Origin of the sequence: Stutzerimonas azotifigens DSM 17556, assembly GCF_000425625.1 — a bacterium.
Lineage (GTDB): Bacteria > Pseudomonadota > Gammaproteobacteria > Pseudomonadales > Pseudomonadaceae > Stutzerimonas > Stutzerimonas azotifigens.
Genome location: NZ_AUDU01000017.1, coordinates 115,016 through 137,768, shown reverse-complemented (window position 1 = coordinate 137,768; position 22,753 = coordinate 115,016). Strand labels below are relative to the sequence as shown.

The following is a 22,753-nucleotide window of genomic DNA, read 5'->3' as shown; positions in this document are numbered from 1 at the left end:
AGCTCCGTTACTGCCTGGTCCATTCCAGCGGAAGCGGGCTGATGCCACGTTCCTGATCAATGCTCTCGGCGATCTTGAGCGCGGCGTCGAGTTCGCTGATGCCATGCTGCTGCATAAGTTGGTAGCGCTCGGCCTTTTCCTCCGGCTCGGTTTGGGCGAGCGCGAGATAGAGGCTGGGGGGCACCGCGCGGAACAATAATTCCATGCTACGCGACAGAATTACACCTTCTGAGAATTTGCCGGTTTCCTTTCTGGCAGAGAGCATCAGGGCTTTCTGCGCCGGAGTGAGCTCGCGGAACTTGGCGATTTTCTCTACCTCGTCTGGCGGCATGCCCATACACAACCACCATTCCATCATGTTCAACATTGGCTCGGCGGCTTTGGGCAGGTCGTCCAGGTTCTGCGTCGCCAGCCAGAACCAGGCCCCAAGTTTGCGCCACATCTTGGTGATCTTGACGATATAGGGGGCGAGCAATGGGTTCTTGGTGATGATATGCCCCTCGTCGGTGACGTTGATGATCGGGCGGCCCAGGAACTGGTCGCGCTCGGCGATGTTGTTGACGGTGTTGATCAGCGAGATATAGGCGATGGAAAGCTGAGCGTTGTAGCCCTCCCTGGCATAGGTAGCCAGGTCGACGATGGTGATGTCAGCTTCCGGCCACGGTGTGCCGGGGCGGTCGAACATCTCGCCGTCGCTGCCTTGGGTGAACATATCCATCGCATCGGCCATTTCCAGCAGCCGGGCACGGCGGACCTCGGGCAGGGTTGTGTCGCGGCCGCGCTCGCGCAGGGCATCGCGGACGTCCCGCGTGAGCACCGTGCGTTGCTCGGCGACACAGCGCTCTGCCGCGTCGAGGATGCATTGGCGAATCAGGCTGCGATCCGCACGCGTCATGCGCGCTTCCTCGCGTTCTTCTCCTCCGGTGATCATCAGGCGGGCAGTGATCTCCAGCTCACCCAGCACGTCGCGCTGCTCATCGCCATCGGTAGCCGCGTCGTCTTCGTCCAGCGCATCAGCGTCGAGCGTCTGCACCTGGCTGGGCGTTTCCACCAGCCGGTGCGCATCGGCGAAAGGAGCGAGGCTGACGCCCGCGCCGGGCGAGAGCTTCACACGATGTACGGTGAGGCCCAGTCGCGCGGCGAAATCGCCGTACAGGCCAAAGGAGTTGCCGGCTTCGACGATGAACAGTCTTGGTCGGTAGATCGCGGTAACTTGGTTGAGCAGATTGTTAAGCGTGGCCGACTTGCCGGAGCCGGTCGGGCCGGCGAGGAACAGGTGCGCATTCATTTGCCGGTCGAGGCGATTGAGCGGATCGAAGGTGATGGTGCCGCCGCCGCGGTTGAACAATGTGAGACCGGGGTGGCCGGTGCCCTGGCTGCGCCCCCACAGCGGTGCCAGGTTGGCGGCGTGTTGGGCGAACATCAGCTGGGTGTACCACTGGCGCTTGTCCAGCGCTGGGTCGTAGACGCAGGGCAGCCAGCGCAGATAGGTGTTGAGCGGTGCGACCTCATCTTCTTCGCGTACCGGTTGCAGCCCGGCACCGAGCAGCACGTTGCCAAGTTGCAGGCCGCGAGCGTCCAACTCGGACTGGTCGCGACCACGCAGATAAAAGGTGAGTGCGCTCCGGTACAACTTGTGAGCGCTGCCGATCAGGCTGCGGGCCTGTTGCACATCGGCACGGGTCTGTTCCGATGCCAGGGTGTCGCCCACGGATTTGCGACCAAGGTGGTTGAGGTGCGCTTCGAGCACATCCTGGGGGGTGATGACCAGCGTCAGGCACTGAATCGTGTCTTCCGGCAGTTGGTCGAACAGCGCATTGATCGCGTCGCCCTTGCGGGTTTCGCCGGTGACGTGCCCGGTCGATGGCGGTGTGCGTAGGCGGTCGACGGCGATGGCGCGGTGCGGCATGCCATCGAAGTGCCATTGGCCCTCAGCGACATCCGAGCGTGGCTGACCGAAGAACAGCCGCTGGCTGAAATCCGTGCCGCTGGCCAGCTCGATCTCGCCGGGCTCCTGTTCGTCCGGATAGCCGGTCAGGGCATAGAACCGCTCCCGGTCTTCTGCGGTGTTACCTACCTGGGTTGGATGGGGATTGAACCAGCGTAACAACCAGGCGTGGATGTCCGCCGCGCCAAGACGCCGGGCGCGTACACCGGCATGGGCCAAGCCGCCGACGAGGCGGTCGCAGACCCGGATGAGGGCCTGCTCGGGCGTTTGCCCACGGCGATGCGGCGCGTGGCCGACACGGCGGTAGACGACCATCCGCGTGCGCCGGGTCTGACCGCGCCAGGGCAGGCGCGTGACGGTGTTGTCCTCGAACAGACCGCCGGGCTTGGCGATGGCCTGCAGATGGTGGCCAAAGAACCGCAGGTAGAACTTGGTGAAGGCGGTGCCTTGGGCGCGGGGCTGGATGTAGGCGCGCAGCTCGTCGAGATAACGGTCCCAGTTGGGGTCGTCTTGGGCGTAGAGCTGCACGACCCAGGGGTTGTCTTCTAATTCGTCGAAGGCATCCTGCAGCACGTTTTCCAGCGTGTCGCGGACCTGCAGCAGCCAGGCGGGTTCGCGTCCTTCCGTGCCGACCGGGAGCAGCTCGTAGAAGGCCGCCACCGAGGTGCCGTCATCAAGCAGCATGCACTGTGACTGGGGCAGGTACTCGGCCCACGGCAGCAGGTCGGTGAACGAGGGTGCAACATCGTAGAGCGCCTTCTCGTCGGCCTGAGTGGCCGGCTGACGCGAGACGTGTGCGGTGCCAGGTTCGGCAATGCCGTGGGTGTATAACTCGGCGACGTGGCGAGCCCAGGCGTCCGCAGGTGGCGCGGGTTCCTCGACCTGGCGCCGGTGCTTGAACAGGGGCCAGGCCATTAGTAATCCTCAACCCGTTCGCCAGGCAGTGCGTACTGCACGCGCTGGTACAGAGGGAACAGCGTGGTGTAGCCGGGCACCGGCACCGGGTCGCTTCCAGCCATGTGCGGGAACACGTACATCAGCAGATCGGGGTTCGGCAGCCGATGGAACTGTCGGTAAATTTCGTTGGCGGCCGTGCGTGTGTAGCGGGCCTGCACGATGTACGCAGCGTGTACATCGGCCTCGGTCAACGGCCGGCGCAGGGCTTGGCGCGCGTCGAGCAGTTGCCGGGCGGTTCCGCCGCCGGTCTCGACGTTCCAGATATCGAGCATGGTGCTGTCGTCGTGCGGCAGTAGTTCGTCCTTGCTTGTCGCGCAGCCGCCGAGTGTGAGCACGACGGCCAGCAGCGTCAGGCTGTTAGTCCAGATCTTGCGCATGTGAGCTTCCTCCAAGACGGTGATCGACGCGGCGACCTTTCGGGTCGTAGTCGATGGTCAGGGGTTCTTCGAGATGCACTGCGACGCGTGCGCCGGGCTTGACGTAGACCGCTGCGAACGCCTGACCATAGAGCTTGTTGACCCAAGCAGACATGTCTTGCACGCCACCAGCGAGGATACGGCCCATGGCTTCGTTTGAGCCGATGCCGACGGTCCCGATGGAGCCGTCGTTGCTCATGTAGGAGACCTGACCACTGTCTGAGTCGATCAGCGAGGCGACGCCGGCACCGGCCGCGGTGATCAGGGCCTGCGTGCCTAGGTACTGCTGCGCGTTGCTACGGCGTTGGCCACTGACGCAGGGAATGCCGTGCGGGTCGCTGATCCAGCCCATGCCGTCCTGTGTGTCGTTGCCGTTGTTGCTTTGTTGGCGGTTGCCGCCGCGCTCGTCGTCTTTCGGGAGGGTGCGGATCGTGCCGTCCTCGAAGACGAACGTGACCGAACGGATCTGCCCGCGCACGCAGGAGAGGGTCCAGTCGCCTGAGGCGGTGCCGCTGACCACGGCGCCGGCAACATCCGGAATATCAATGCCGTTCGCGGTGAGGTTGTCCCGCCCGATCAGGACTTTGAATGGATACGGGTCACTGACGGTGCCGTCGATCGGTACGCGGCCGATCAGTGCCGTCATGGAGATCGAGCCCATCAGGGTCGAGTTGGTCGGCACGGTGTAGACGGCTGTCGTCTCTGGCACACCCGCCGCGCGGCGGCCGGCGTCGACAGCGGAGCTGGCAGTGGTTTCAAGTGTCTTCTGCGCCGGCCCGAAGCGGGTCGGGAAGCTGGGGCTGCTGGCATTGCCGGTGTTGCGCTGCTTGCCGTCGTCGCGCCGGTCCTCCGGCTCGATCCAGCGCAGAGTATCGCCAGCCAGACCGTCGCCCGGCTCAAGGCCTAGGCCGACCGGTAGATCGGCGGGGTTATCCTTGCCGATGCCATCGAGCCGCTGCTGCAGTTGTTGCAGCAGCCCCTGGGTTTTCTGCCGCTCGCTGGTGACCTGCTGCCGATCCTGATGCATCTGATTGCGTTCGCTGTCGAGCGCGCTCTGGATGCGCCGGTCGATGGTGCCTTCGCGTTGCCGAAGCCGTTGGTTCTCGTCACGCTGGGCCTTGTTGTCGCCCAGTGCGGTCTGCAACTCGGTGCGTAGTTGACGGACCTGAGCGACTAACGTCGCCACGGTGTCACGTGGGGTGTCGCCCTCGATACCGAGCGCTTTGGCTTCATCGGGCGTGAGCCGGGTACTTTCTTCCTGCGAACCGGGAACGTCGTTGCCGCCGGAGAACAGCTTGATGCCGACGAACACCAGCAGCAGCGCCAGGGGGATCATCAGCCATTTGAGCAGGCCATTGCTGTGCATCAGCGGCCTCCTTCATCTTGCGGAACGGGCAGGTTGAGGGAGGCATCGACGGGCGCGATGGTCGGCAGCAGGGCCTGCGCCAGCCCATGTCCACGGGTGACGAGGTAGACGACGGTGGTGTCGTCCGGCGTGCCGTTCGGTCCCAGCGTCGAATGCTGGAAGGTCGCGGTGAGGAAGTGGCCTTGCAGGGCGCGAGGATCCAGGTCGAGCCAGTGCGCGGCGTTGTTGCGCAGGCGCAGGGCACTGACCCACAGGTCGTCCAGACGCCATGCCGCGAGCGCCTGGGCCTGTACCGGCAGCGTCGGCAGCAAGCTGTCCAGCGGCAGGTCGCGGCGCAGGGTGGCGCGTGTGACGCCCGGTACGGGTTCGACCGTGCGCAGCGGTGCGTAGAGGTTCTGTGCCGCGTAGCGGGTCAGGATCACCGGCTGCGGTGTTGCCCGCACGGGCGGGGCGGCTGCGGCACTGTCATCTGCATCCGTCTGAGCAGCGGATGATGCGCTCTCGATTATGCGCACCGGCTCCAACGGTAGCTGACCCTCCTGCTCGGGTTCGGCGGCGATGTCGAGCAGAATGACGGTACCGGTATCGGCGTCCTGCAGTTGCAGCCGGGTCGGTTCGATTGGCTCGCTCGCCAGCAGGTAGATGGCCCCGGCGGCGCTCTGCACGCGCAGGCGGCTACCGACCGATGCGGGTACCCCGACGCGGACATTGCGCTCGACGAAGACGATGCGCTCCTGGCCAACCACGAGTGGTACGGCCAGCGGCAACCTTTCCCAACGCACGAGTTCGGTGGCATGGACGGCGCTGAACAGAACCAGGGTGAGCGCCGCAAGAGCCAGTGGCAATAAGCGGTTCATGGCATGTTTTCCGGGGAAGGAGCGGGCGCTGCCGCCGGATCGACAGGGGTGGCAATGCGCTGCGGCGCGCCCTCGTAGCAGTCAATGGCAAGACCAAACGGGTTGCGCTGAGGGTCGACGTCAATCCGCAGGACCTTGAGCGGGTAGCGGACCAGGGCGCGCTTGACTTGCTCCGAGGCGTAGTATTCGTCTGCCGTGACGTCGAGGCTAACGACCCACTCGCGGGTGGAGACGGTGCGCACGCGCAGCGTCGGGTTGTCGCCGTAACCGCGGCCCGGAATCTCATAGATGCCGCGTACGCGTCTCCGCAGCTCTCCAGCATTGCGGCGGTACTCGTAGTCCTGCTGCAGGAACGCCTGGCAGGCGGGCGTGAGATAGGGCGACAGCGCGTGCAGGTTGCGCGGGTAGTCCTCGTCGCCATTGGTGGGCCAGCGCTGGAGCTGCTGCCAGACGTAGAAGGTGAAGGCGTAAACGCTCTCAGGCGGCACGTCCCACCATGGACGCGTACTGCCTGAGCGCAGGTCTGGCGGTACATGGATGGTCAGGTCGCGTGGAGCGCTCCACCAGCCGACGCCCATGACCAGCGCCAGTACGACCAGCGCGCTGGTCCCGATACGCAGGGTCTTGATGTGGGCTTCGAGCCGCAGCACTTCGTTTTTGAACCGGCTCACAGCGCCTTGCCCCGGCGTGTGCTCCAGTAACCGGAGCGAATCACCAGTGTGTGGCCATCGGTGAAAGGTGCGAGCTGCGGCAGGTGGGCGGCGATCCACCACTGCAACTGCCGGTACAGCCATGTTTCTGGGCGGCCGCGTTTGAGCCGGCGCAGCGTGCCGCCACCGATGAAAATGCCAGCGGTGACCGCCAGTAGGATGGCTGTGGGGACGATGGCAATCGTTGTAAATATGAAGGCCAGCGGGATGCCACTCGCGAGACCGATCACCCCCGATGATCCCGCACAGACCCACAGTTCGTTTGCCGTCAGCCCTCGCACCACCACGGGGTGACGGTTGAGACGGTGGGGCAGGAACGCCACCGTCCCGTCCGGGCGGATGTCTTCAGCCATGTCGGCATTCCTTGGTTCAGAGAACGCCGATGGCTTCGGTCAGCAGCCAGATGCCAACCACGAGCAGGATCGCACCGACCGCCACGGTCAGGCCAAACTGGCCCCAGGTTGAGCGGCCAATGTGGATTTCCGCATAGCGGGTGTAGGCGTGGTAGCAGACGCCGACGAACATCGAGGCGACCACGAGCAATGCAATGAGCATCACGATGTCGTAGCCGTAATTCTGCAACGTTTCCATGATGCCGCCGCCCGTGCCGCGCGAAGGGTTTTCCAGGGTGGGCAGCTCGGCGTGGGCGAGAGGTGTCAGCACGCTGAACATCGGCAGTGCAGCCAGGCTAGCGAAGTGGAGGGGGCGGGAAATGCGGGTGAGCGGCTTCATCATGGCTACCTCTTACGAGAGCAGGAAAAAGGTCAGCACCAGGTACAGCACGGCAAAGCGCACCACGACGACCAGGAACTGACGTTGGGAAAGCTGTTCTTCTGCCCAACCGACGTAGGCGCTGCGCATCGCCCAGGCACCCCACACGAGCAGGACGGCGAACACCGCACCGAGTAGCACGGTCGCCATGTCGGAAGGGGTGATGCCGCTGTTGGCCTGGAACGCGGCGGTCTGCGCGGCGTTCATGGCGCGACCTGCGGCTCGAGGGCGGCGGTAGGCTGGCGGTAGTCGCCAAGCAGCAGGGCGGGGTCGCGCGGTTGCGCACGCGTTGGGGTGAGGTAGTCGTGGATGCCGGCGCGCACGCGCTCAAGGTCAGCGGTGAGACGGGCGTAGTCGAAGTGGTAGCGGGCGCGTTCGTCCCGCTGCTGCGCGGCTTGTTGTGCGACGAGCCGTTCGATGCTGTTGAGCTGGCGCAGCGCGGCGGCGAGCCGGGCGTGTTCGGGCGTGGCATCGTCGGCGCTGGTGTGGCCGGATACGCACAGGCCGAGCAGCAGCGCCAGGGTCAGACCGGGCGCGTGATGCCTGTCGGCTGGTGGGGGAAGTCGCTTCGACATTGGCCAATCCGCAATTTGCGAGAAGTGGCTAAATGCTCTCGGTATGCCTGAGGAGCTGCCTTAAACAATGGGAACCTGGGTGTGCCCCTATTACAGGCGGACTCAAGCGTCACTACCCACTGGCTAGCGAATCACAAGTATTTCTTGAAGCTGGCTGCGGTGATGTTCACCGCCAGGCCGAGCAGCGCCGCGCTCGGCAGCAGCACCAGCAACGGATGTACGCTGACGGGTAGGGTGAGGTAGATGATCCATGGCAGGACCGCCAATGGCATCAGGCTCGCCTTGGCGCGGTGGTAGACGAAGCCTGACTCTCTGCCCGCGCCGAACTTGCGGATGTCGCGCCGCACCAGACCATCAATCATGCCGACGAAAGCAGCCAGCAGAAATAGTGGCAGCGTCAGTACCAGGACCAGCAGTCGAACCATGAACGTCAATGCCGTGAATGCGGCGGCGATCAGGTATCTCTCGCTCCAGACGTAGACTTGACTGATGTAGAAACGGATGTCTCGGCCATCACCATGGCTGGGTGCGTGGGAGCGCGCCGATGCCTGGCTCATCCAGTCGAGCAGGCCAGTCTTCACGAAGATCCATTCGTAAGCACCCTCGACAAGCTGATGTGCGGTGCGGCCGGGCTCCTGTACCACCGCGCTGCGGGTGAAGTGGCTGGAAAGGTGGTTCAGTTCGTAGTCGAGCATGCCCTGGGCGTGACGCCAGCCCTGATCAGGCCAGAACAGGTGCATGCCGACGCACTCGATAATGATCGACAGCAGCAGCGAGCCGATCAGCACGCCGAGCATACGCAGCGGCAGGGTGATGATGCTGGCGAGCAAGCCTCGCTGGTGGGTTTGTTCGCGTTGCGTGGTGCTGGCCGGGTCCTTCATGGCCGTGCCTCGGCGTTGCTTGTCTCAGTGGTGGCGAGGTGGCGGAAGCCATCGAGCAGGTCGTCGGGCAGTGATTGATCCTGTAGGCCGGGAGTGCCACGGTTTTCCCACCAGTCGCTGGCTTCGACATAGTGCTGGCGCATGTGGCTCGCAAGCTGCTGTAAGTCCTCGGGCATCATTTCGTCAGGGTCGGGTACCGGCAACGGCATGCGGATTTTCCAGAGCTGGCCACCTTGCAACAGGGCAAAGGCCTGGCCTTTTGGCAAGCCAACCACGTGTGCGGGTTCAATCATCGGCACGCTGGCGGTGCTGATGCGATCCTGAGCATTGGAGGTGAAATCTGTTGGCCCCCGAACGTCGGAGCTGTCAGTAGCCCCGCTGACCAGCGTCGTGGTGTAGACGTCCACTTTTGGAAGCTGCCGGGTGAGTAGCTCGGCGGTAGCGGTTTCGCGCACTCTCAGCATGAACAGATTGTTGAAGTTGCCGATAACTTGGCCCGCTTTTGCGCGGTTGCCAAGACGGGCTTCGATGTCAGAGAGCGTCTGCGTATAGGCGGTGATCTGTAACCCTGCGCCGCCGCCCTTGTTGACCAGAGGCACGAATTCATCACCCATCAGCTCATTGAACTCGTCCGCATGGACGTTGATAGGGACTCGTGCTCCCGCTGTTGCGCCGGGCAGCCCGTCGTCGATGCCAAATTTGTAGATATGGCCGGCGACCGATACCAGGTCAGCGAACATCGAGTTGCCGACTGCAGCGGCAACTTCCGCATCCGACAGGGCATCAAGGCCGACATAGACCACCGCGCGTTTGCGGACGACCTGCATCCAGTCGAAGATTGGCCTGGGATCGTTGAGGTCGGAATAGTTCGGTGCGAGTAGCTGCGCGGTTTTGCCGGTGGTGAGTTTCTCCAGCAACGGTAAAAGGCTGGCGACGATCTTGTCGAAATACGTCCGGTCATAGCGCACGGCACTGCGCAGACCGTCGAGTACGGGGTCGTAGGTGCGTACCTGTGAGAGGTATTGCTCCAAGGCTACGACCCGCTTCTCTCGCCCGATCATATTGCGCGGGATATTTTTGTCGTTCAGCCGGCTTTCGAGCTGGACGATGATTTCCCAGGCCTTCGGTTCGTGCTTGGCGAAGTAGTGCTGCGCGTACTCGATAAAGAGCGCGTCGATGTTGACGACATGCCGCTGAATCAGTAGGTAGTCGGGGCGCTGGCCCAGCTCGACGAGGGCACGGGCGATGATGTTGACGAACCGCCAGGCGAACTCCCTGAAAGCGGCGCTATTGCCTTCACCTGAGAGCTGTCCGGCGATACGCGTGGCCACTTCGCTGATCCGCCCGAACCGGCCCACTGCGTTGTAGCGTGCGCTGAAATCATGCCAGCCCAAGTGGAAAACATAGAACTCACGTTCGCGCCCGGCGCGTTTGGCCTCCACGTACATCCGCTTGAGTAGGTCTGCATCCCCTTTGGGGTCGAATACGATCACCACCTCGTGCTCTCCGGCGGCGTTGCGCCGTCGAATGTCCTGAGTCACGAACAGCTCGGCCAATCGGGTCTTGCCGACCCGTGTCGCGCCCAGCACAAGTGAGTGTCCGACTCGTTCTCCGAGTGGCAGGCTGACATCGACTTCGTTTGGCTCGATGCCGTGCAGCCGCGGCAGGCCGCCGACCGGTGGCAACGGGCGCACCGGATTGATGGGAACGTCCCAAGTGGTGAGCTTGGCCATCTTCGACAGTGGAAACGGCGCGAACTCCAGCCGCTCTTCCAGGCGGCGTGCCAACTGGTAAGCGGGCGTAGGTTCCACATAGCGGCGGAACTCGGGCCTGAATGTCTGCGTCAGGCGGTGCGTGTGCCGTTGTTCCCAGCGAAAGCCTCTGCCTATGAACAGCCGTTGCTGGCTGACAGACACATTACGGCTGGTCATCACATAGCGCGGCAGGCGGCGGATATTGCGCCGGTAGCGCAGGATGACCAGCGCATCACGCAGGCGAATGGTGCCGAAGGTGAGAAAGGCAAGGGCGCTGCCCAGGCCAATCGATGGGCTCAGCGCCAGTGACCACGGTGCCACCAGGGACAGAAACGCGGCGGCGGCGCAGACCGCCACGCTGTACAGCTCCACGGCTGGCCGCAACAGCACTTCGATCGCGTGGCTCTGGGCCATGGTCGGCGCTTCACTGCTCGACGCCGGTTGCCGTGATCAGCACCGGGTAGTGGCGCAAGCCAAGGCGCTCGGCGAGATCATCCCCCGCAACCGGTGACAGTAACAGCCCCGGCACCAGCGCACGCAGCGCAGCCAGGGCCTCGGCCGACTTGACGTTGACCACTAGGCCCACGGCATTGAGCTCGTGTATGCGCAGTGCGCGCTGACGCAGCCAGGCGCGCGAGCGATTGTCGTCGCCGACGAGAAAGAACGGCGGCATTCCCGGTGCTTCGATCAACCTACGCGCCACATCGCCAGGTGACAGCTGCATCGAGCGCACCGGCAGCATATCGGCTTCGTTGAACGGTTTGGCTGGCGGACGCGGAATCTCGATGGGTGGCGCGCTCACCTCGGCGCGCGGTTGCAAGTTCAAGGCTTCGTAGTACGGCAAGGCCGACGTACCGCCATGGTCTGCGACGATGATCAGCGCGTCAGCCTGGGTGGCCAGCGACAGCCACGGCAGCGAAAGATACGCGACGAGGATGGTCAGGGATTTCATGGCAGATTCCCTCGCGAAGTGATTTCCAGCTGGGGGGTACCCAGTACGCGGGCCAGGTGCTGGCCGACGCTGTGACGGTAGCGCGCGGCTGGTGCGCCGCCGGCAGGCCGGTGGTAACGACCGATGGCGAGCAGCCAGTCGTCGCCCGGAATGTGCTGCTCGTGCAGTATCTCGGCGGCGATGGCCAGGTTACGGTAAGGGTCGAGCAGGTCGCAGGGCTGTGCGTAACGCTGCGGGTGGTAGCCGAGATTGATCTGGCCGAGACCGGCGTCAATGCGCTTGGCGGGTGTGCGCCTGAGTGCCTGGCGCAGCCCGCCGCAAGCCTCAGCACGGGTGGCGTAGCGCTGCGCCTTGCCAGCGACGTTGAGCGTCCACGGCCATGGCACCAGACGGCCACGCAAACGGATGCCGCTCTCTTGCAACGCGATGGCGTACAACACGGTCGAGGGAATACCGGCGCGCTTCGCAGCGACTTGATAGGCCGGCGGTGGGATTTCCCGCGCCTGGATGGGGCCTGCCAGTGCGCAGGCCAGCAGCACGAGCGCGTGGCGGCGCGACATTACGGCTGCCGCTGCCACTGGTTGCCGACCTTGCGTACGATTGCCGGCAGGTCACCCTGCAGATTCAGCGATTGCCAGCGTCCCGAATCGTGGTTGAGCGTGATCTGGCCGCTGCGCGCCTTGGCCGGGTCGATGCCAATACGTTGTGCCCAGGCGCGAATACGTGCGTCGTCGGCGTGGCTGTCGACGACGTAAATGTCGAATTCCATACCAGCAGCTTGCAGCCGCTGCGCTGCCCGATCACATGCGGGGCAAGCGTCCTGGACGAATACGGCGAGCCGTCCGTTCGCCGCTGGCACAACCGGCGAGAATGCCAGGCCGGCATCGGGCAGGATGACGCGCGGCATATCGGTGTTGAGCCGCTGCCAGGCGTCGTCGTAAGCCCGTTGGTACGCCAGCAGCTTTTCGACGCGGTGGGCTTCTGCTTCGACCTGCAACTCTGCATAGCGTCGCCGTTCTTGGTCGGAGCGCGCCTCAATGCCTAGCGCGGTAAGTGGGTCGAGGTTGGGAGAATAGATACCCAGCGGCCCTCGCATCAGCGTCCGGTAGCGCGCCCATTCCTCGGCGCTCAGCCCCCAACCTCGCGTGTGCTGCTCGTCGGCGCGCTCGGTGGTCATCAGTCGCTCGCGCGTGGGCAGGTTGTTGGCGGTGAGGGTTTCCGCTCCTTGGACAAGGCTGCTGATCAGCAGGGCGATCAGTACGGGGACGATATGGTGCAGCTTCATCTGCTTGTCCTACTGCGCGGGAATGGGCAGGCGACGAGTGTCGTCGCCGTGTCGGAACACGGCAGCGCTCCGTTCGATGGTTTCGAGGTGCCAACCGGCTTCCGTCTCGCCGGGGCGCAGCAGGTGAACCTGCGAGAGCGTGCCCGAGGTGGCTGACATAATCGAAAGGAACCGCTCGCCGGCACGTAGCTCGACACCGATCACCCGGAATGGCGGCTCGATGGACTTTGGTTTAGCGGGGACGGAAGCTCGCGGGCGGGGCACCGGCGGTGGTGCTGGGCGAGGTTCGTTGAGCTGTATTTCCAACTGCTCAATGCGGGCCACCAGCGGCAGTAGACTCTCCGCGGTCGGGCGGCTGCCGAGGGCCTGCTCGATGACGTTCAGTCGCCGCTCCAAGGCCTGATGCTCGACGTCGTAGCGCGCCTGGGGCAGTGCGTCAGGTTGCTGTTGGGCTTGTTCGACCTGCTGGACTAGGTCGGCCAAGCGCTTTTCCAGCACGGCGACCTGCAGGCCGGTGGCGCTGGTTTCGACCTGTGTCGCCAGACCCGACAGCGCGACGTGATCGATCACGACGGCGGCGCTGATGAGCAACAGCCAAGTGATGATGGCGGTGCGCATCAGCGTGCCGTGCCGGTGTTGCTCGCTACCTAGCATCGTCGTCATGGCTGTGACTCCCTAGCGGCACCGGGAGCGGTATCCGCAGTGGCGGGTGGGGCTTCGGCTGGCGTATGGGGAGGCTGGGTGAAGCAGACGCGGCGTGCAGTGTGATCGACGTGCAGCGTCCGCGCTGTCCCGGCTAGGGTCAGCAGGGCATCGCGCAGTTGCAGCGGGCCAAGGTGGTAGTGGGCCGCCGGCAGCGGGAGTCTGCCCAGCGCATCAGTTTCACTTCCGCTGCAGAGCTGGTAGCCGGAGCGTTGCAATACATGGCGCAGTGCGTCAGCGACGTTGGCGTTGAGAGTGTCGGGAATGGACACGTCGACGATCTGCAACAGCAGATCCTGCTGAGCGGCCGTCGGGATTAGCTCGACAAGGGTGTAGCGGCCGTAGCGGACAACCGGGATGTTCTCCGGTGCCGGAGCCGCCACCTCATCGGGCGGGGGAGAGAGCGGTGGAGGCGTTGCGCAGCCGGTCGCCAGAGCGGCCAGCAGCAGGCAACTGTGATAGGGAAGGGCGGTGTGCATGGCTCGGCTCTCGGCAAGGTCGAGGCGAGACCATCGGCGTTCTGTGGAACCGGATCAGCAAACAAAGGGAACTGCTGTGTTGCCGGTTTTATGAGCTCCTGTGCTGAGCCAATCTCAGGAGTGGTCAAAAAATCGTCAGGTGAATAAGACGCCCTCGGTTGTGTGCATTCAGGAGTTATCGAAAGGGTTATCCACAGGTTTTGTGGATAAAACAAAGGCTGGCGCCTCTGATGCCTGCCTCGACCACAGAGGTTCGATACAGCTTGGATCATCAAACAGGCAGACGAGCTAGGACGGTACTACCTGGGGCATCAATTGGCAGAAATCGGCGAAAGCGGGCATTCAACCTCTAGGTCGTTGCCACAAATTATTGCTTTGGAAGACCGCTGGCTTCCAGATGGCCGTTCTAACACGGTGGACTAGCCAACTTAGAGCCAGCGACGCACCTGCGCCTGATAGACCTGGAATTCGCTGCCGAACAGGGTTGTCAGGGCGCGCTCCTCAGGGTTGATCTGGAAGCGATTCATATACAGGACGAACCCCAGCACCCCGAGCAATGCTAACGGTGAGGCCAGGTAGCAGGCCCAGGCCAGCAATAACAGAGCAAAGCCGACGTACATCGGGTTGCGTGAGTACCGATAGATACCCGAGCGCACCAGCGCTGATGCAGTTTCAGGTTTAAGCGGATTGACGGTGGTCTGCGCCTGCCGAAACGACAGCACTCCGGCCACACTGAAGCAAACGCCAATGGCCGACACGAGCAGCGCCAACAGCACACGCACAGAGAGCGCCAGGTCGAGGCTCGGCACATATCGGGCGACCAGCCACATCAGCAGCCCGAACAGAGCAGTCACAATCGGCGGAGGTATCTTGTTTTCCAGTGCTCGCATAAAAACTCCCGATTAAAGCAGTCACGGCGTTTGCGCCAGTCTTGGTGTTTTAGCGCACTTTCTGCAATTCGCTTTGCACCAACTCCAACAGAGGCTCTGGGCCGAATTTAGTCAGAAGCTTTCCGTTGACGAAAAAGGTGGGCGTACCTTGAATGCCGACTTTCTTCACGTCCGCAGCATCTTTGGCCAGTATCTCGTCGATGGCCGGCGAGTTCATTGTGGCGCGGGCCTTCTCGACATCCAGACCCACTGCGGCGGCCGCTTCCCAGGCTTTCTGTGCTTGCGCGTCGTCATGCCACAGCGGCTGTGCTTCCAGCACGGCGGCCAGCACCGGCTCGTAAAGCCCCTGCATGCGCGCCGTCTCCAGTAAGCGCACGGCCTCTTCCGAGCCCCGGTGGAACAGCACATAGCGCACGACCAGGCGTACGTCCTGCGGGTACTGCGCCATGATTTGCTTCACGTAGGGGAAAAACGCTCGGCAGCTTTCGCACGAAGGGTCGAAGAACTCGACGATGGTGACCGGAGCGTTGATCGGCCCAATGATTGGTGAGTGGAAACGCACCAGCGAGCTGCTCGCCTGGGTGACGACCTGAGCCTCCTGGGGGGTGGAAAACCGCTGGTAGAGCATTGCCGCCACGACGAATCCGGCAATGGTTACCGCGCTGATGGTCAGCACGACGGCACGTCTATTCATACAAGGGTTCGCCGACGAATCAGGACAAGAAGCAGGACAATGGCAATGAAAACCGCCAGGGACAAAAGCGGCAACGGTACGCTGCCGAAAATCAGCATGTCGGCCCCGGAACAGGAGGTTCCGGCGCTACAGGGTTTTAGGGACAGTCTGAAAAAGACTTTCTGATTTTGGCAAAATAGCCGAACGCCACCCACCGAGGGTGGCTGATGCGGTGCATCACATACAGGCTCAAATCGAGCACGGCGGCGACTAGTAGCAATTGCAACCACAATGGGCTCTCGATCGGGAAGAGCCGAATCGAAGCCGGTACCGCATCGCCTAACTCGGCCAGGAACTCCGCAGTGAATTGAATGACAGACAGGTTCACCAGCATGTGCAGCAGATCCGTCAGGGTGTCCTGATGATCTTCCAGCCAGGCTCGCCGAAAAGGCTGGATGCGCTCCAAGCCAGCAATGAGTAGCATCCCCGCCGCGGAGACTATGAGGGTGGTGGGCCAATACGGTATTCCTGCATACAGTGCCCAGACCATGAAGGCGGTACAACTGCCAAACACTAGTGGATAGCTCAGCCACCGGATGGCGAATCGCAGGGAGATAGACATCGCTCAGCTCCTGAAGAGGGAGCCATGACTGTATGTGGGATGGTCCGTTTTCAGCTTGAACGAAAGAGCTACGATTCCTGAAGATCGACTTCAGCCAGGGCGGAGGAAGGATCGATGCCCAGTAGCGCCTTAAATGTCCGGGAGAAATGCGACGAGTCAGAAAAGCCCGCCTCATGGGCCGCTTCGATGAGCAGCCCCCCTTTGGCTAGATGCTGTAGGGCTTGTGTGAGACGTAACCATTTCGCATAGCTGCGCAGCGGCAAGCCTGTCTGTTCCACGAACCAATGGGAAAATCGTGTAGGAGACAAATGCACCAACTCGGCCATTCCGTCGCGTCCCATTTGACCTCTACGCAGCGCCTCTATCACCTTGGTCAAGCGAGGATCTGGAATCGGTGGATCGGGTAGCCGCAGTGCCTGACGCACCCCCGCCCTAACCTGGAGTGCGGTGTGTCCTGTCTCGCGCAGCACGTCGATAATCGCCAATACGTCCGTCGGGGCGATCACAATCACTCTCGCTTCTTCGGTACCCCGCATACGCATAGTTGGGGCTTCATCGGATAGTGCATCCAGATAGATCGACAGAACTCGTCCAGCACTAAGTCGGTGTTTCAGGCCCGCGGCTATGAAGATGGCTGCCCCTGTTTGAATGCCCAACGGGGTTTCAACCGATACAGGTGAGTCGAGGCCCACTGAAATCTGATGCGCCTGATGGTGGTGCCACTCCTGGGGGCCGGCACGGCCATGAAAGATGCCGATGCCGGGCCCTACCCAGGCCTTGCCTGTCCAGCGCACCGTATCCGTTGAGGGCGAGCCTTTCATTCTTTGACTCGGCCAGCTTCCGCATTTGGGCTCAGCAAACTGCTCAGGATCAACATGGCGGCACCACCGACGATACTAGTATCTGCCAGGTTAAACGCAGGCCAATGCCAGGACTGCCAGTAAAAATCCAAGTAGTCGATTACATGGCCTCGAAATGCGCGATCAATCAGATTCCCAACTGCCCCGCCCAAGATAAGGCTATAGCCTAAGGCTTCGCTGTTGGCTCTGGTTTTACGCAATACCAGAGCCAGCACCATCGAAACGACCAGAGCTATAACGATGAAGAAGTAACGCTGCCAACCGCCCGCGTCAGCCAGGAAGCTGAACGCTGCACCGGTATTCCAGAAATGAACCAGATTGAAAAACGGGGTGAGAGGAGTCACGGTGCCGACCGGGAGCGAACCCGTGATTGCGCTCTTCAACGCTTGGTCGGCCGAGGCAATGGTCAGCGATAGCATCCACCAGAACCAGGGAGCAACAAAAAGTAACCTTCTAGGAGACGAGCTCATCGCGTTTCTCCTTGAAGAAGTCTCTGCAGCTCCGGTGAGATGGGCATCGGCGCAAAAGCACTGACCCTGGCGCGTCCGCTGTTTCCGAGCGGCACCCAGATCTTCGAGAACAGCAGGGCCGCTATGATTCGCGGTACTTGGCTGAGCACCTCCCGAAAGTCGCGCAACTGCCAGCCAGCCCTTAGCATCAGCCAATGGCTCTGAGCATGAAGAATAGGCATTCGCTGGTTCAATATGTGGGCTCGCTCCAGCCAGGAGAAAGCCTCGGTTGGCGTCTGTTCTTTGAGTGCTTTCCTCGCTTGGTAGAAGGCCTCATCGATGGCAATGCGGAGAGCGGTATTCATCTGGATCTCACTTACGCAGCAGATGGCCTAAGTGAACACCCTATAGCCGCTATAGGGTCAAGCGCTATGGATTGAGGCGACGCGAAAAATGACTTGAAGCCGAAATCATAAAAGAGGTTTGTCGCCCCCCAGCAGGCCCGAAAGTATCCCGCAGTCCAGGCTTTGTCGTCCGTTATCGCAGCAGCCCCGCAACGTCACCAGTTGGCTTTCCAAGACCTGCAAGGACGCAATCTGGTTCCTGACCTGGGTGATATGTCTATCAAGGAGCTCATTGACCGCAACGCAGGGTTGCTGCGGCTGTTCTTGGTAGCTCTGCAAAACACCAATTTCTTCCAGTGACATGCCAAAAGAGCGGCATCGACGAATGAACAGCAGTTTGTCCGCATGGTCTGCTTTATAGGTTCGATAGCCATTGTCCTCACGATTAGGCGGTGGAAGCAGCCCCTGACGTTCATAAAAACGAATCGTCTGAATGTCCACCCCAGCCTGCTGTGCAAGTTGGCCGATGCGCATGGTCTGTCCCTTGGTAAAAGGGCCAGTATATCCAGGCTTGACCCTATAGCTACTACATGGTTTTTAATCGGTAGCATTAAGTCCTATAGGAGAGGCGAATCATGAGTTCTTGTGATACATCCCGTGGCTGTGGCCCTGAGGCGGCAACCACTGAAGCGGCAACCGCGCCTTCGAAGGAAGGAACCTGGGTCAGCAGTTTTTCTGTGCCCAAGATGGATTGCCCTTCAGAAGAGCGAATGATTCGGCTCGCGCTCAATGGCTTGCCTGAGCTCAATTCGTTGTCCTTTGATCTGAGCAGCAGACAGGTACGCGCTTTCCATGACGGTCCGGTTGACCAAATCGCGACCAAGCTGGAGTCGCTTGGTTTAGGGGCAACGCTTCTCGGCACTCAACCGGCCAGCCAGGAAGCAGCTTCGACCAATAGCGCCAGTGAAGAGCTGACTGCTTCCAAGGAGGCCGGCACGCTCAAAATCCTGCTCGGTATCAATGCCGCGATGTTTGTCATCGAGTTGGGCGCGGGCTTGATCGCTCAGTCGACGGGCCTGATCGCCGACTCGCTGGACATGTTTGCTGATGCAGCCGTCTATGGCCTGGCTCTCTTTGCGGTCGGTCGAGCTGCGCAGCTGCAGGTTCGCGCTGCGCACCTGGCGGGTATCGTCCAGATCGTATTGGCTCTGGGGGTACTCGTGGAGGTGGTTAGACGCTTCATGTATGGCAGCGAACCTGAGTCGATGCTGATGATGGGGATTGGCTTATTTGCACTCGTCGCGAACGTCAGCTGTCTGTTGATGATCTATGGCCATCGCGAAGGCGGTGCACACATGAAAGCGAGTTGGATTTTTTCGGCCAACGATGTGATCGCGAATATTGGCGTTATTGCCGCAGGTGCTTTGGTTGCGTGGACCGGTTCTCCCTATCCAGATTTGGTGATTGGTACGGTCGTTGGTCTCATCGTGCTGAACGGTGCGCGCCGAATTCTGGCATTGAAAGCCTGACCAGCCGAATCGACAACGCCCCTCATTTCCCAAACGGAGACGCGTAGCTTGTGACTGACGTTGAGACAACAGAGATAGAACAGTTGATGTCTAGATTGGACGGCAAAATTGCCGAAGGGCATGCCGCCCAGAGTCGCGATGCTGCTTATGCCGTCTATGTGAAGCTCGCGTCGCTTCGTGAACAGCTCCCAGCCCAGCCTGATGTCAGTAAACCCCTCACAGAAGCCGGGGTGGAGAAGGCCTTGGAGCAAGCCAGCCAGAAGGCCTGGCGACTCTATGAGGCCTTTCACCTTGAAGTGCAGTATGACTTGGAATGGGCGAGCAGCCGCAGCTACGAAGACGCTTAGAAATTCTTTCTTGAAAGATGAGAAAGCGGCGAATGGGTCACGGGTAAAACCTAGCCTAAACGAATCCATCGCGCCATGAATGAGGTTTCCACTATGCAGCATCGAACTGCACACGCCTCAACGCGGAGCGGGCCCGGTGCAGCAGCACGCGCACGTTGCCGCTGGAGGTCGCCATGCCCTCGGCGATATTGTCGAGTTCCAGGCCCTCCATCTCGCGCAGCCGATAGGCGCGCTGTTGCGCACCCGGCAGCGCGGCGATGGCGCGGCCCAGACACTGGGCCGACTCGGCGGAGCACAACAGCGCTTCCGGCCGCTCCTGATGCCAGGGGCCCGGAGTCGTCGGCCAGGGATCGGCCGCGTCGAAGCGCAGGCTCTTGCCGCTGTCTGCTTCCGGGAACATCGCCGCCCAGGGCACGTAGCGCCGCTCCCGCCGCAGCCGGGCCAGTGCCTGGTTACGCACTATTGCCCAGAGCCATGTCTTGAGGTTGGCCCGCCCTTCGGACCAGGGCAGCGTCCGATAGGCGGCGAGCCAGGCCTCTTGCAACGCATCGTCGGCCCAGGCTTCGCCGACGATGCAGGCAGCCAGCGTCCGTAGTGCTTGATGATGCTCACGCACCAGGGCCGTGAATGCCTCTCGGTCGCCACTACGCAATCGCTCCGCGCTGGCCCCTTCGGTCTGCGTCCCGGCGCCGCAAGCTGTGGTGATGCGGGTGTCCACTCTCCACCTCCTCGGCTGTTGCGATCTCACTGATGCAACAGCCTTGGCTCTCGTCTCCTGGCACGGTCCGGTCTTCCCTTAACCCGCGCAGCAGGACAGTTGCTTCACGTCCTTGGTGAAGGTCTGCGCCGCCAGCTTCAATCCCTCGACCATGGTCAGGTAGGGGAATAGTTGGTCGGCCAGTTCCTGCACCGTCATCCGCGCCCGGATGGCGATGGCAGCGGTCTGGATGATCTCGCCTGCTTCTGGAGTCACCGCTTGCACGCCCAGCAGCCGGCCGGAGCCCGCTTCGGCGACCAGCTTGATGAAACCACGGGTGTCGAAGTTGGCCAGCGCGCGTGGCACGTTGTCCAGGCTCAGCGTGCGACTGTCGGTTTCGAGGCCCGCGTGGTGCGCTTCCACCTCGCTGTAACCGACGGTGGCCACCTGCGGATCGGTGAATACCACGGCCGGCATCGTACCAAGATTGAGTGTCGCCTCGCCGCCAAGCATGTTGATCGCCGCCCGAGTGCCGGCCGCCGCCGCGACATAGACGAACTGCGGCTGGTTGGTGCAGTCACCTGCCGCATAGATATCGGGGGCGCTGCTGCGCATGCCCGTGTCGATCTGGATGCCACCGCGCTGATCCAGGTTCACGCCGGCGCCTTGCAGATTCATGCCTTGGGTATTGGGCGTGCGGCCGGTGGCGACGAGCAGTTGGTCGGCGCGCAGTTCGCCGTGGTTGGTGCTCAATACGAACTCGCCGTCGGCGTAGACCACCTGGCTGGCTTGCGTGTGCTCCAGCACTTCGATGCCCTCCATACGGAAGGCCGCCGTCAGCGCTGCGCCGATGGCTGGGTCTTCGCGGAAGAACAGCGTGTGGCGCGCCAAGATGCTGACCTTGCTGCTCAGGCGGGCGAATGCCTGCGCCAGTTCCAGCGCCACCACCGAGGAACCGATCACGGCCAAACGTTTGGGAGTGCTGTCGCTCACCAGCGCCTCGTCCGAGGTCCAGTAGGGCGTGTTCTTAAGGCCTGGAATCGGCGGAATCGCCGGGCTCGCGCCGGTGGCAATCAGGCAGCGGTCGAAGGCAAGGATGCGCTCGCCGCCCTCGGCCAGTTCCACGCTGAGCGTGCGGCCATCCCTGAAGCGGGCGGTGCCGCGCAGCACGGTGATGGCCGGGGTACACTCCAGGATGCTTTCGTATTTGGCATGGCGCAGCTCGTCGACGCGACCTTGTTGCTGGGCGAGCAGCCGTTCGCGCAGGACGACCGGCGTGGTGGCCGACAGCCCGGCGTCGAACGGACTCTCGCGCCTCAGCTGGGCTACATGGGCGGCGCGAATCATGATCTTGGAGGGCACGCACCCCACGTTGACGCAGGTGCCGCCGATGATGCCGCGCTCGATCAGCGTGACGCGGGCACCACCTTCCGCCGCCTTGAGCGCGGCCGCCATGGCGGCGCCGCCGCTGCCAATGACGGCAACGTGCAGCGATTGCTCATCGCCCGCCTGTGTAGTTTCCCGACCCGACCAGCCCGACGCCTGGTCGAATGGACCGGCAGAGCCGTCGGCGCCCCGCGCGCGATAACCGAGTGCGGTGACCACCGCGATAAGCGGCTCCAAGCCCACATGGCCATCGGTCGCGATCGCTGCCAGCCCCTGCGGATAGGAAACACTCGCCGAGCGCACACCCGCCACCTGCTCCAATGCCTGTTTGACGTGCTCCGTGCACGATCCGCAGGTCATGCCCTCCACCTGGAGTTCGATCATCACTTTTCTCCCGTATTCGAATCGACTGTGCAGCAGGCCTCGGCTTTACGCTTCTTGTGCAGGGCATAAAGGGTCAGCGCAATGAAGGCGCCGAGCGCCGGAAACAGTACGTAGTCCAGGTAGCCTACCCAGGCGGATAGGCCGATTGCTCCAAACAGAACCACCAGCACCGGCGTGAAACAACAGACTGCCGCCACTACCGACCTGAACCGCCCCGCATTCTCCGGAGGCTCTTTGGTGTGAGTCATACCGCTTGGGCAGACTCGATAAATTGCCGATAGTAGATCGCTTCGGCTCCCGCGGGCGGTATGTTCCCGATGGGCGCCAGCAATCGTCGATGGTTGAACCAGTCCACCCATTCCAGCGTTGCCAGTTCCACCGTCTCGCGGCTCTGCCATGATCGCCGGTGGATCACTTCGGCCTTGTACAGCCCGCTGACGGTCTCAGTCAAGGCATTGTCATAGGAGTCGCCGACGCTGCCCACTGACGGCTCAACGCCCGCTTCAGCCAGGCGCTCGGTGTAGCGGGAAACATACTGGGCGCCGCGTCCGCTGTGATGGATGAGGCCACCTTGATCGACTGGGCGACGGGCATACAAGGCCTGCTCCAGCGCATCGAGAACGAAGTCGGTACGGGCCGAACTGGAGACCCGCTAGCCAACGATCCGTCGGGCGAAGCGGTCTATTGAAAATCCCCGCTGCGCGCATCCAGACCGGTCAGCAGTGTGGAGAGTGAGGCGACCAGCAATCACATGCCGCACGCCATGGCCAATGCAAACCGATGTTCCAGCATCTGTGTTTTAGGGCGTGCGGCTGCATGGCTGCTCTCCTTGCGATGGGTGTGAGATTCCTCGGTCCCCGGGGTGCTGAGCACGCATTGAATAGAGAATGGCGGACCACGCCTGAGGGCGAGGTCCGCG

The 22,753-nt window shown here is 62.3% G+C and carries 28 protein-coding genes and 1 pseudogene; 2 read left to right on the top strand and 27 right to left on the bottom strand.

The window, feature by feature from the left end:
- Window positions 1–7 precede the first annotated feature (7 nt).
- From H610_RS0101550 to cadR, 23 genes are all read right to left on the bottom strand, one after another.
- On the bottom strand, window positions 8–2,863 hold the full coding sequence (locus tag H610_RS0101550) for a conjugative transfer ATPase (protein WP_003291035.1): 2,856 nt from the start codon (window positions 2,861–2,863) through the stop codon (window positions 8–10).
- The gene (locus H610_RS0101545; protein WP_003291033.1) at window positions 2,863–3,282 is read right to left on the bottom strand and encodes a TIGR03751 family conjugal transfer lipoprotein; all 420 of its coding nucleotides are present in this window, start codon (window positions 3,280–3,282) and stop codon (window positions 2,863–2,865) included. Before H610_RS0101545 ends, H610_RS0101550 begins: the two co-directional genes overlap by 1 nt.
- Entirely contained in the window at window positions 3,263–4,687 is a 1,425-nt protein-coding gene (locus H610_RS0101540; protein ID WP_003291032.1) for a TIGR03752 family integrating conjugative element protein, read from the bottom strand. Before H610_RS0101540 ends, H610_RS0101545 begins: the two co-directional genes overlap by 20 nt.
- Window positions 4,687–5,544, bottom strand: coding sequence for a TIGR03749 family integrating conjugative element protein (locus tag H610_RS0101535; protein WP_003291031.1), 858 nt, complete (start codon window positions 5,542–5,544; stop codon window positions 4,687–4,689). The genes H610_RS0101540 and H610_RS0101535 overlap by 1 nt, the downstream gene beginning before the upstream one ends.
- On the bottom strand, window positions 5,541–6,215 hold the full coding sequence (locus tag H610_RS0101530; protein ID WP_028238048.1) for a PFL_4703 family integrating conjugative element protein: 675 nt from the start codon (window positions 6,213–6,215) through the stop codon (window positions 5,541–5,543). Before H610_RS0101530 ends, H610_RS0101535 begins: the two co-directional genes overlap by 4 nt.
- A complete protein-coding gene (locus tag H610_RS0101525) occupies window positions 6,212–6,607 on the bottom strand; it encodes a TIGR03750 family conjugal transfer protein (protein ID WP_003291028.1) in 396 nt (131 codons plus the stop codon). The genes H610_RS0101530 and H610_RS0101525 overlap by 4 nt, the downstream gene beginning before the upstream one ends.
- 16 nt (window positions 6,608–6,623) lie before the next feature.
- A complete protein-coding gene (locus H610_RS0101520; RefSeq protein WP_028238047.1) occupies window positions 6,624–6,986 on the bottom strand; it encodes a TIGR03745 family integrating conjugative element membrane protein in 363 nt (120 codons plus the stop codon).
- A gap of 12 nt (window positions 6,987–6,998) precedes the next feature.
- Window positions 6,999–7,232 carry a TIGR03758 family integrating conjugative element protein gene (locus tag H610_RS0101515; RefSeq protein ID WP_003291024.1) on the bottom strand — a complete coding sequence of 78 codons (234 nt, stop codon included), beginning with the start codon at window positions 7,230–7,232 and terminating at the stop codon, window positions 6,999–7,001.
- On the bottom strand, window positions 7,229–7,600 hold the full coding sequence (locus tag H610_RS0101510; RefSeq protein WP_003291023.1) for an integrative conjugative element protein, RAQPRD family: 372 nt from the start codon (window positions 7,598–7,600) through the stop codon (window positions 7,229–7,231). Before H610_RS0101510 ends, H610_RS0101515 begins: the two co-directional genes overlap by 4 nt.
- Window positions 7,601–7,731: 131 nt before the next feature.
- Complete coding sequence (locus H610_RS0101505) at window positions 7,732–8,481, bottom strand: TIGR03747 family integrating conjugative element membrane protein (RefSeq protein WP_003291022.1); 750 nt, start codon at window positions 8,479–8,481, stop codon at window positions 7,732–7,734.
- A complete protein-coding gene (gene traD / locus H610_RS0101500; protein ID WP_003291020.1) occupies window positions 8,478–10,649 on the bottom strand; it encodes a type IV conjugative transfer system coupling protein TraD in 2,172 nt (723 codons plus the stop codon). Before traD ends, H610_RS0101505 begins: the two co-directional genes overlap by 4 nt.
- Window positions 10,650–10,659: 10 nt before the next feature.
- Window positions 10,660–11,187, bottom strand: coding sequence for an integrating conjugative element protein (locus H610_RS0101495; protein ID WP_003291018.1), 528 nt, complete (start codon window positions 11,185–11,187; stop codon window positions 10,660–10,662).
- Entirely contained in the window at window positions 11,184–11,747 is a 564-nt protein-coding gene (locus H610_RS0101490; RefSeq protein ID WP_003291017.1) for a transglycosylase SLT domain-containing protein, read from the bottom strand. Before H610_RS0101490 ends, H610_RS0101495 begins: the two co-directional genes overlap by 4 nt.
- Window positions 11,747–12,472 carry a TIGR03759 family integrating conjugative element protein gene (locus tag H610_RS0101485; RefSeq protein WP_003291016.1) on the bottom strand — a complete coding sequence of 242 codons (726 nt, stop codon included), beginning with the start codon at window positions 12,470–12,472 and terminating at the stop codon, window positions 11,747–11,749. Before H610_RS0101485 ends, H610_RS0101490 begins: the two co-directional genes overlap by 1 nt.
- A gap of 9 nt (window positions 12,473–12,481) precedes the next feature.
- Window positions 12,482–13,135 carry a hypothetical protein gene (locus tag H610_RS0101480; RefSeq protein WP_003291014.1) on the bottom strand — a complete coding sequence of 218 codons (654 nt, stop codon included), beginning with the start codon at window positions 13,133–13,135 and terminating at the stop codon, window positions 12,482–12,484.
- Complete coding sequence (gene pilL2, locus H610_RS0101475; RefSeq protein WP_003291012.1) at window positions 13,132–13,653, bottom strand: PFGI-1 class ICE element type IV pilus protein PilL2; 522 nt, start codon at window positions 13,651–13,653, stop codon at window positions 13,132–13,134. The genes H610_RS0101480 and pilL2 overlap by 4 nt, the downstream gene beginning before the upstream one ends.
- A 428-nt stretch (window positions 13,654–14,081) precedes the next feature.
- Window positions 14,082–14,543 carry a methyltransferase family protein gene (locus H610_RS0101470; RefSeq protein WP_003291010.1) on the bottom strand — a complete coding sequence of 154 codons (462 nt, stop codon included), beginning with the start codon at window positions 14,541–14,543 and terminating at the stop codon, window positions 14,082–14,084.
- A gap of 49 nt (window positions 14,544–14,592) precedes the next feature.
- Window positions 14,593–15,237, bottom strand: coding sequence for a DsbA family protein (locus H610_RS0101465; protein ID WP_028238046.1), 645 nt, complete (start codon window positions 15,235–15,237; stop codon window positions 14,593–14,595).
- A 136-nt stretch (window positions 15,238–15,373) separates the two neighbouring features.
- Window positions 15,374–15,838 (bottom strand): hypothetical protein, encoded by a 465-nt coding sequence (locus H610_RS23050; RefSeq protein WP_236614253.1) that lies wholly within the window; start codon window positions 15,836–15,838, stop codon window positions 15,374–15,376.
- Between the two features lie 68 nt (window positions 15,839–15,906).
- Window positions 15,907–16,659 carry a helix-turn-helix transcriptional regulator gene (locus H610_RS24675; protein WP_169338845.1) on the bottom strand — a complete coding sequence of 251 codons (753 nt, stop codon included), beginning with the start codon at window positions 16,657–16,659 and terminating at the stop codon, window positions 15,907–15,909.
- The gene (gene lspA / locus H610_RS0101455) at window positions 16,656–17,168 is read right to left on the bottom strand and encodes a signal peptidase II (protein WP_003291516.1); all 513 of its coding nucleotides are present in this window, start codon (window positions 17,166–17,168) and stop codon (window positions 16,656–16,658) included. Before lspA ends, H610_RS24675 begins: the two co-directional genes overlap by 4 nt.
- Entirely contained in the window at window positions 17,165–17,512 is a 348-nt protein-coding gene (locus H610_RS0101450) for a DUF3703 domain-containing protein (RefSeq protein ID WP_003291514.1), read from the bottom strand. Before H610_RS0101450 ends, lspA begins: the two co-directional genes overlap by 4 nt.
- A 105-nt stretch (window positions 17,513–17,617) precedes the next feature.
- Window positions 17,618–18,025, bottom strand: coding sequence for a Cd(II)/Pb(II)-responsive transcriptional regulator (gene cadR, locus H610_RS24670; protein ID WP_003291512.1), 408 nt, complete (start codon window positions 18,023–18,025; stop codon window positions 17,618–17,620).
- A gap of 101 nt (window positions 18,026–18,126) precedes the next feature.
- Here cadR and H610_RS0101440 point away from each other — a divergent pair, with 101 nt between their 5' ends.
- Both H610_RS0101440 and H610_RS0101435 read left to right on the top strand, forming a co-directional pair.
- Entirely contained in the window at window positions 18,127–19,020 is an 894-nt protein-coding gene (locus tag H610_RS0101440) for a cation transporter (RefSeq protein ID WP_180983607.1), read from the top strand.
- 50 nt (window positions 19,021–19,070) lie between these two features.
- Window positions 19,071–19,367: a hypothetical protein gene (locus H610_RS0101435; RefSeq protein ID WP_003291510.1), complete on the top strand. Its 297-nt coding sequence runs from the start codon at window positions 19,071–19,073 to the stop codon at window positions 19,365–19,367.
- A gap of 91 nt (window positions 19,368–19,458) precedes the next feature.
- On the opposite strand, the gene H610_RS23045 is transcribed toward H610_RS0101435, so the two are convergent.
- The 4 genes and pseudogenes from H610_RS23045 to H610_RS23035 form a co-directional block, all read right to left on the bottom strand.
- Window positions 19,459–20,085, bottom strand: coding sequence for an RNA polymerase sigma factor (locus H610_RS23045; protein WP_003291509.1), 627 nt, complete (start codon window positions 20,083–20,085; stop codon window positions 19,459–19,461).
- A 78-nt stretch (window positions 20,086–20,163) separates the two neighbouring features.
- Window positions 20,164–21,834, bottom strand: a complete 1,671-nt coding sequence (merA, locus tag H610_RS0101425; protein ID WP_003291508.1) for a mercury(II) reductase — start codon at window positions 21,832–21,834, stop codon at window positions 20,164–20,166.
- Complete coding sequence (gene merF, locus H610_RS23040) at window positions 21,834–22,082, bottom strand: mercury resistance system transport protein MerF (RefSeq protein WP_003291507.1); 249 nt, start codon at window positions 22,080–22,082, stop codon at window positions 21,834–21,836. Before merF ends, merA begins: the two co-directional genes overlap by 1 nt.
- Window positions 22,079–22,525 (bottom strand): annotated as a pseudogene (locus H610_RS23035) (DDE-type integrase/transposase/recombinase); the annotation flags it as partial. The pseudogene H610_RS23035 and the gene merF, both read right to left, overlap by 4 nt.
- Between the last annotated feature and the right edge of the window lie 228 nt (window positions 22,526–22,753).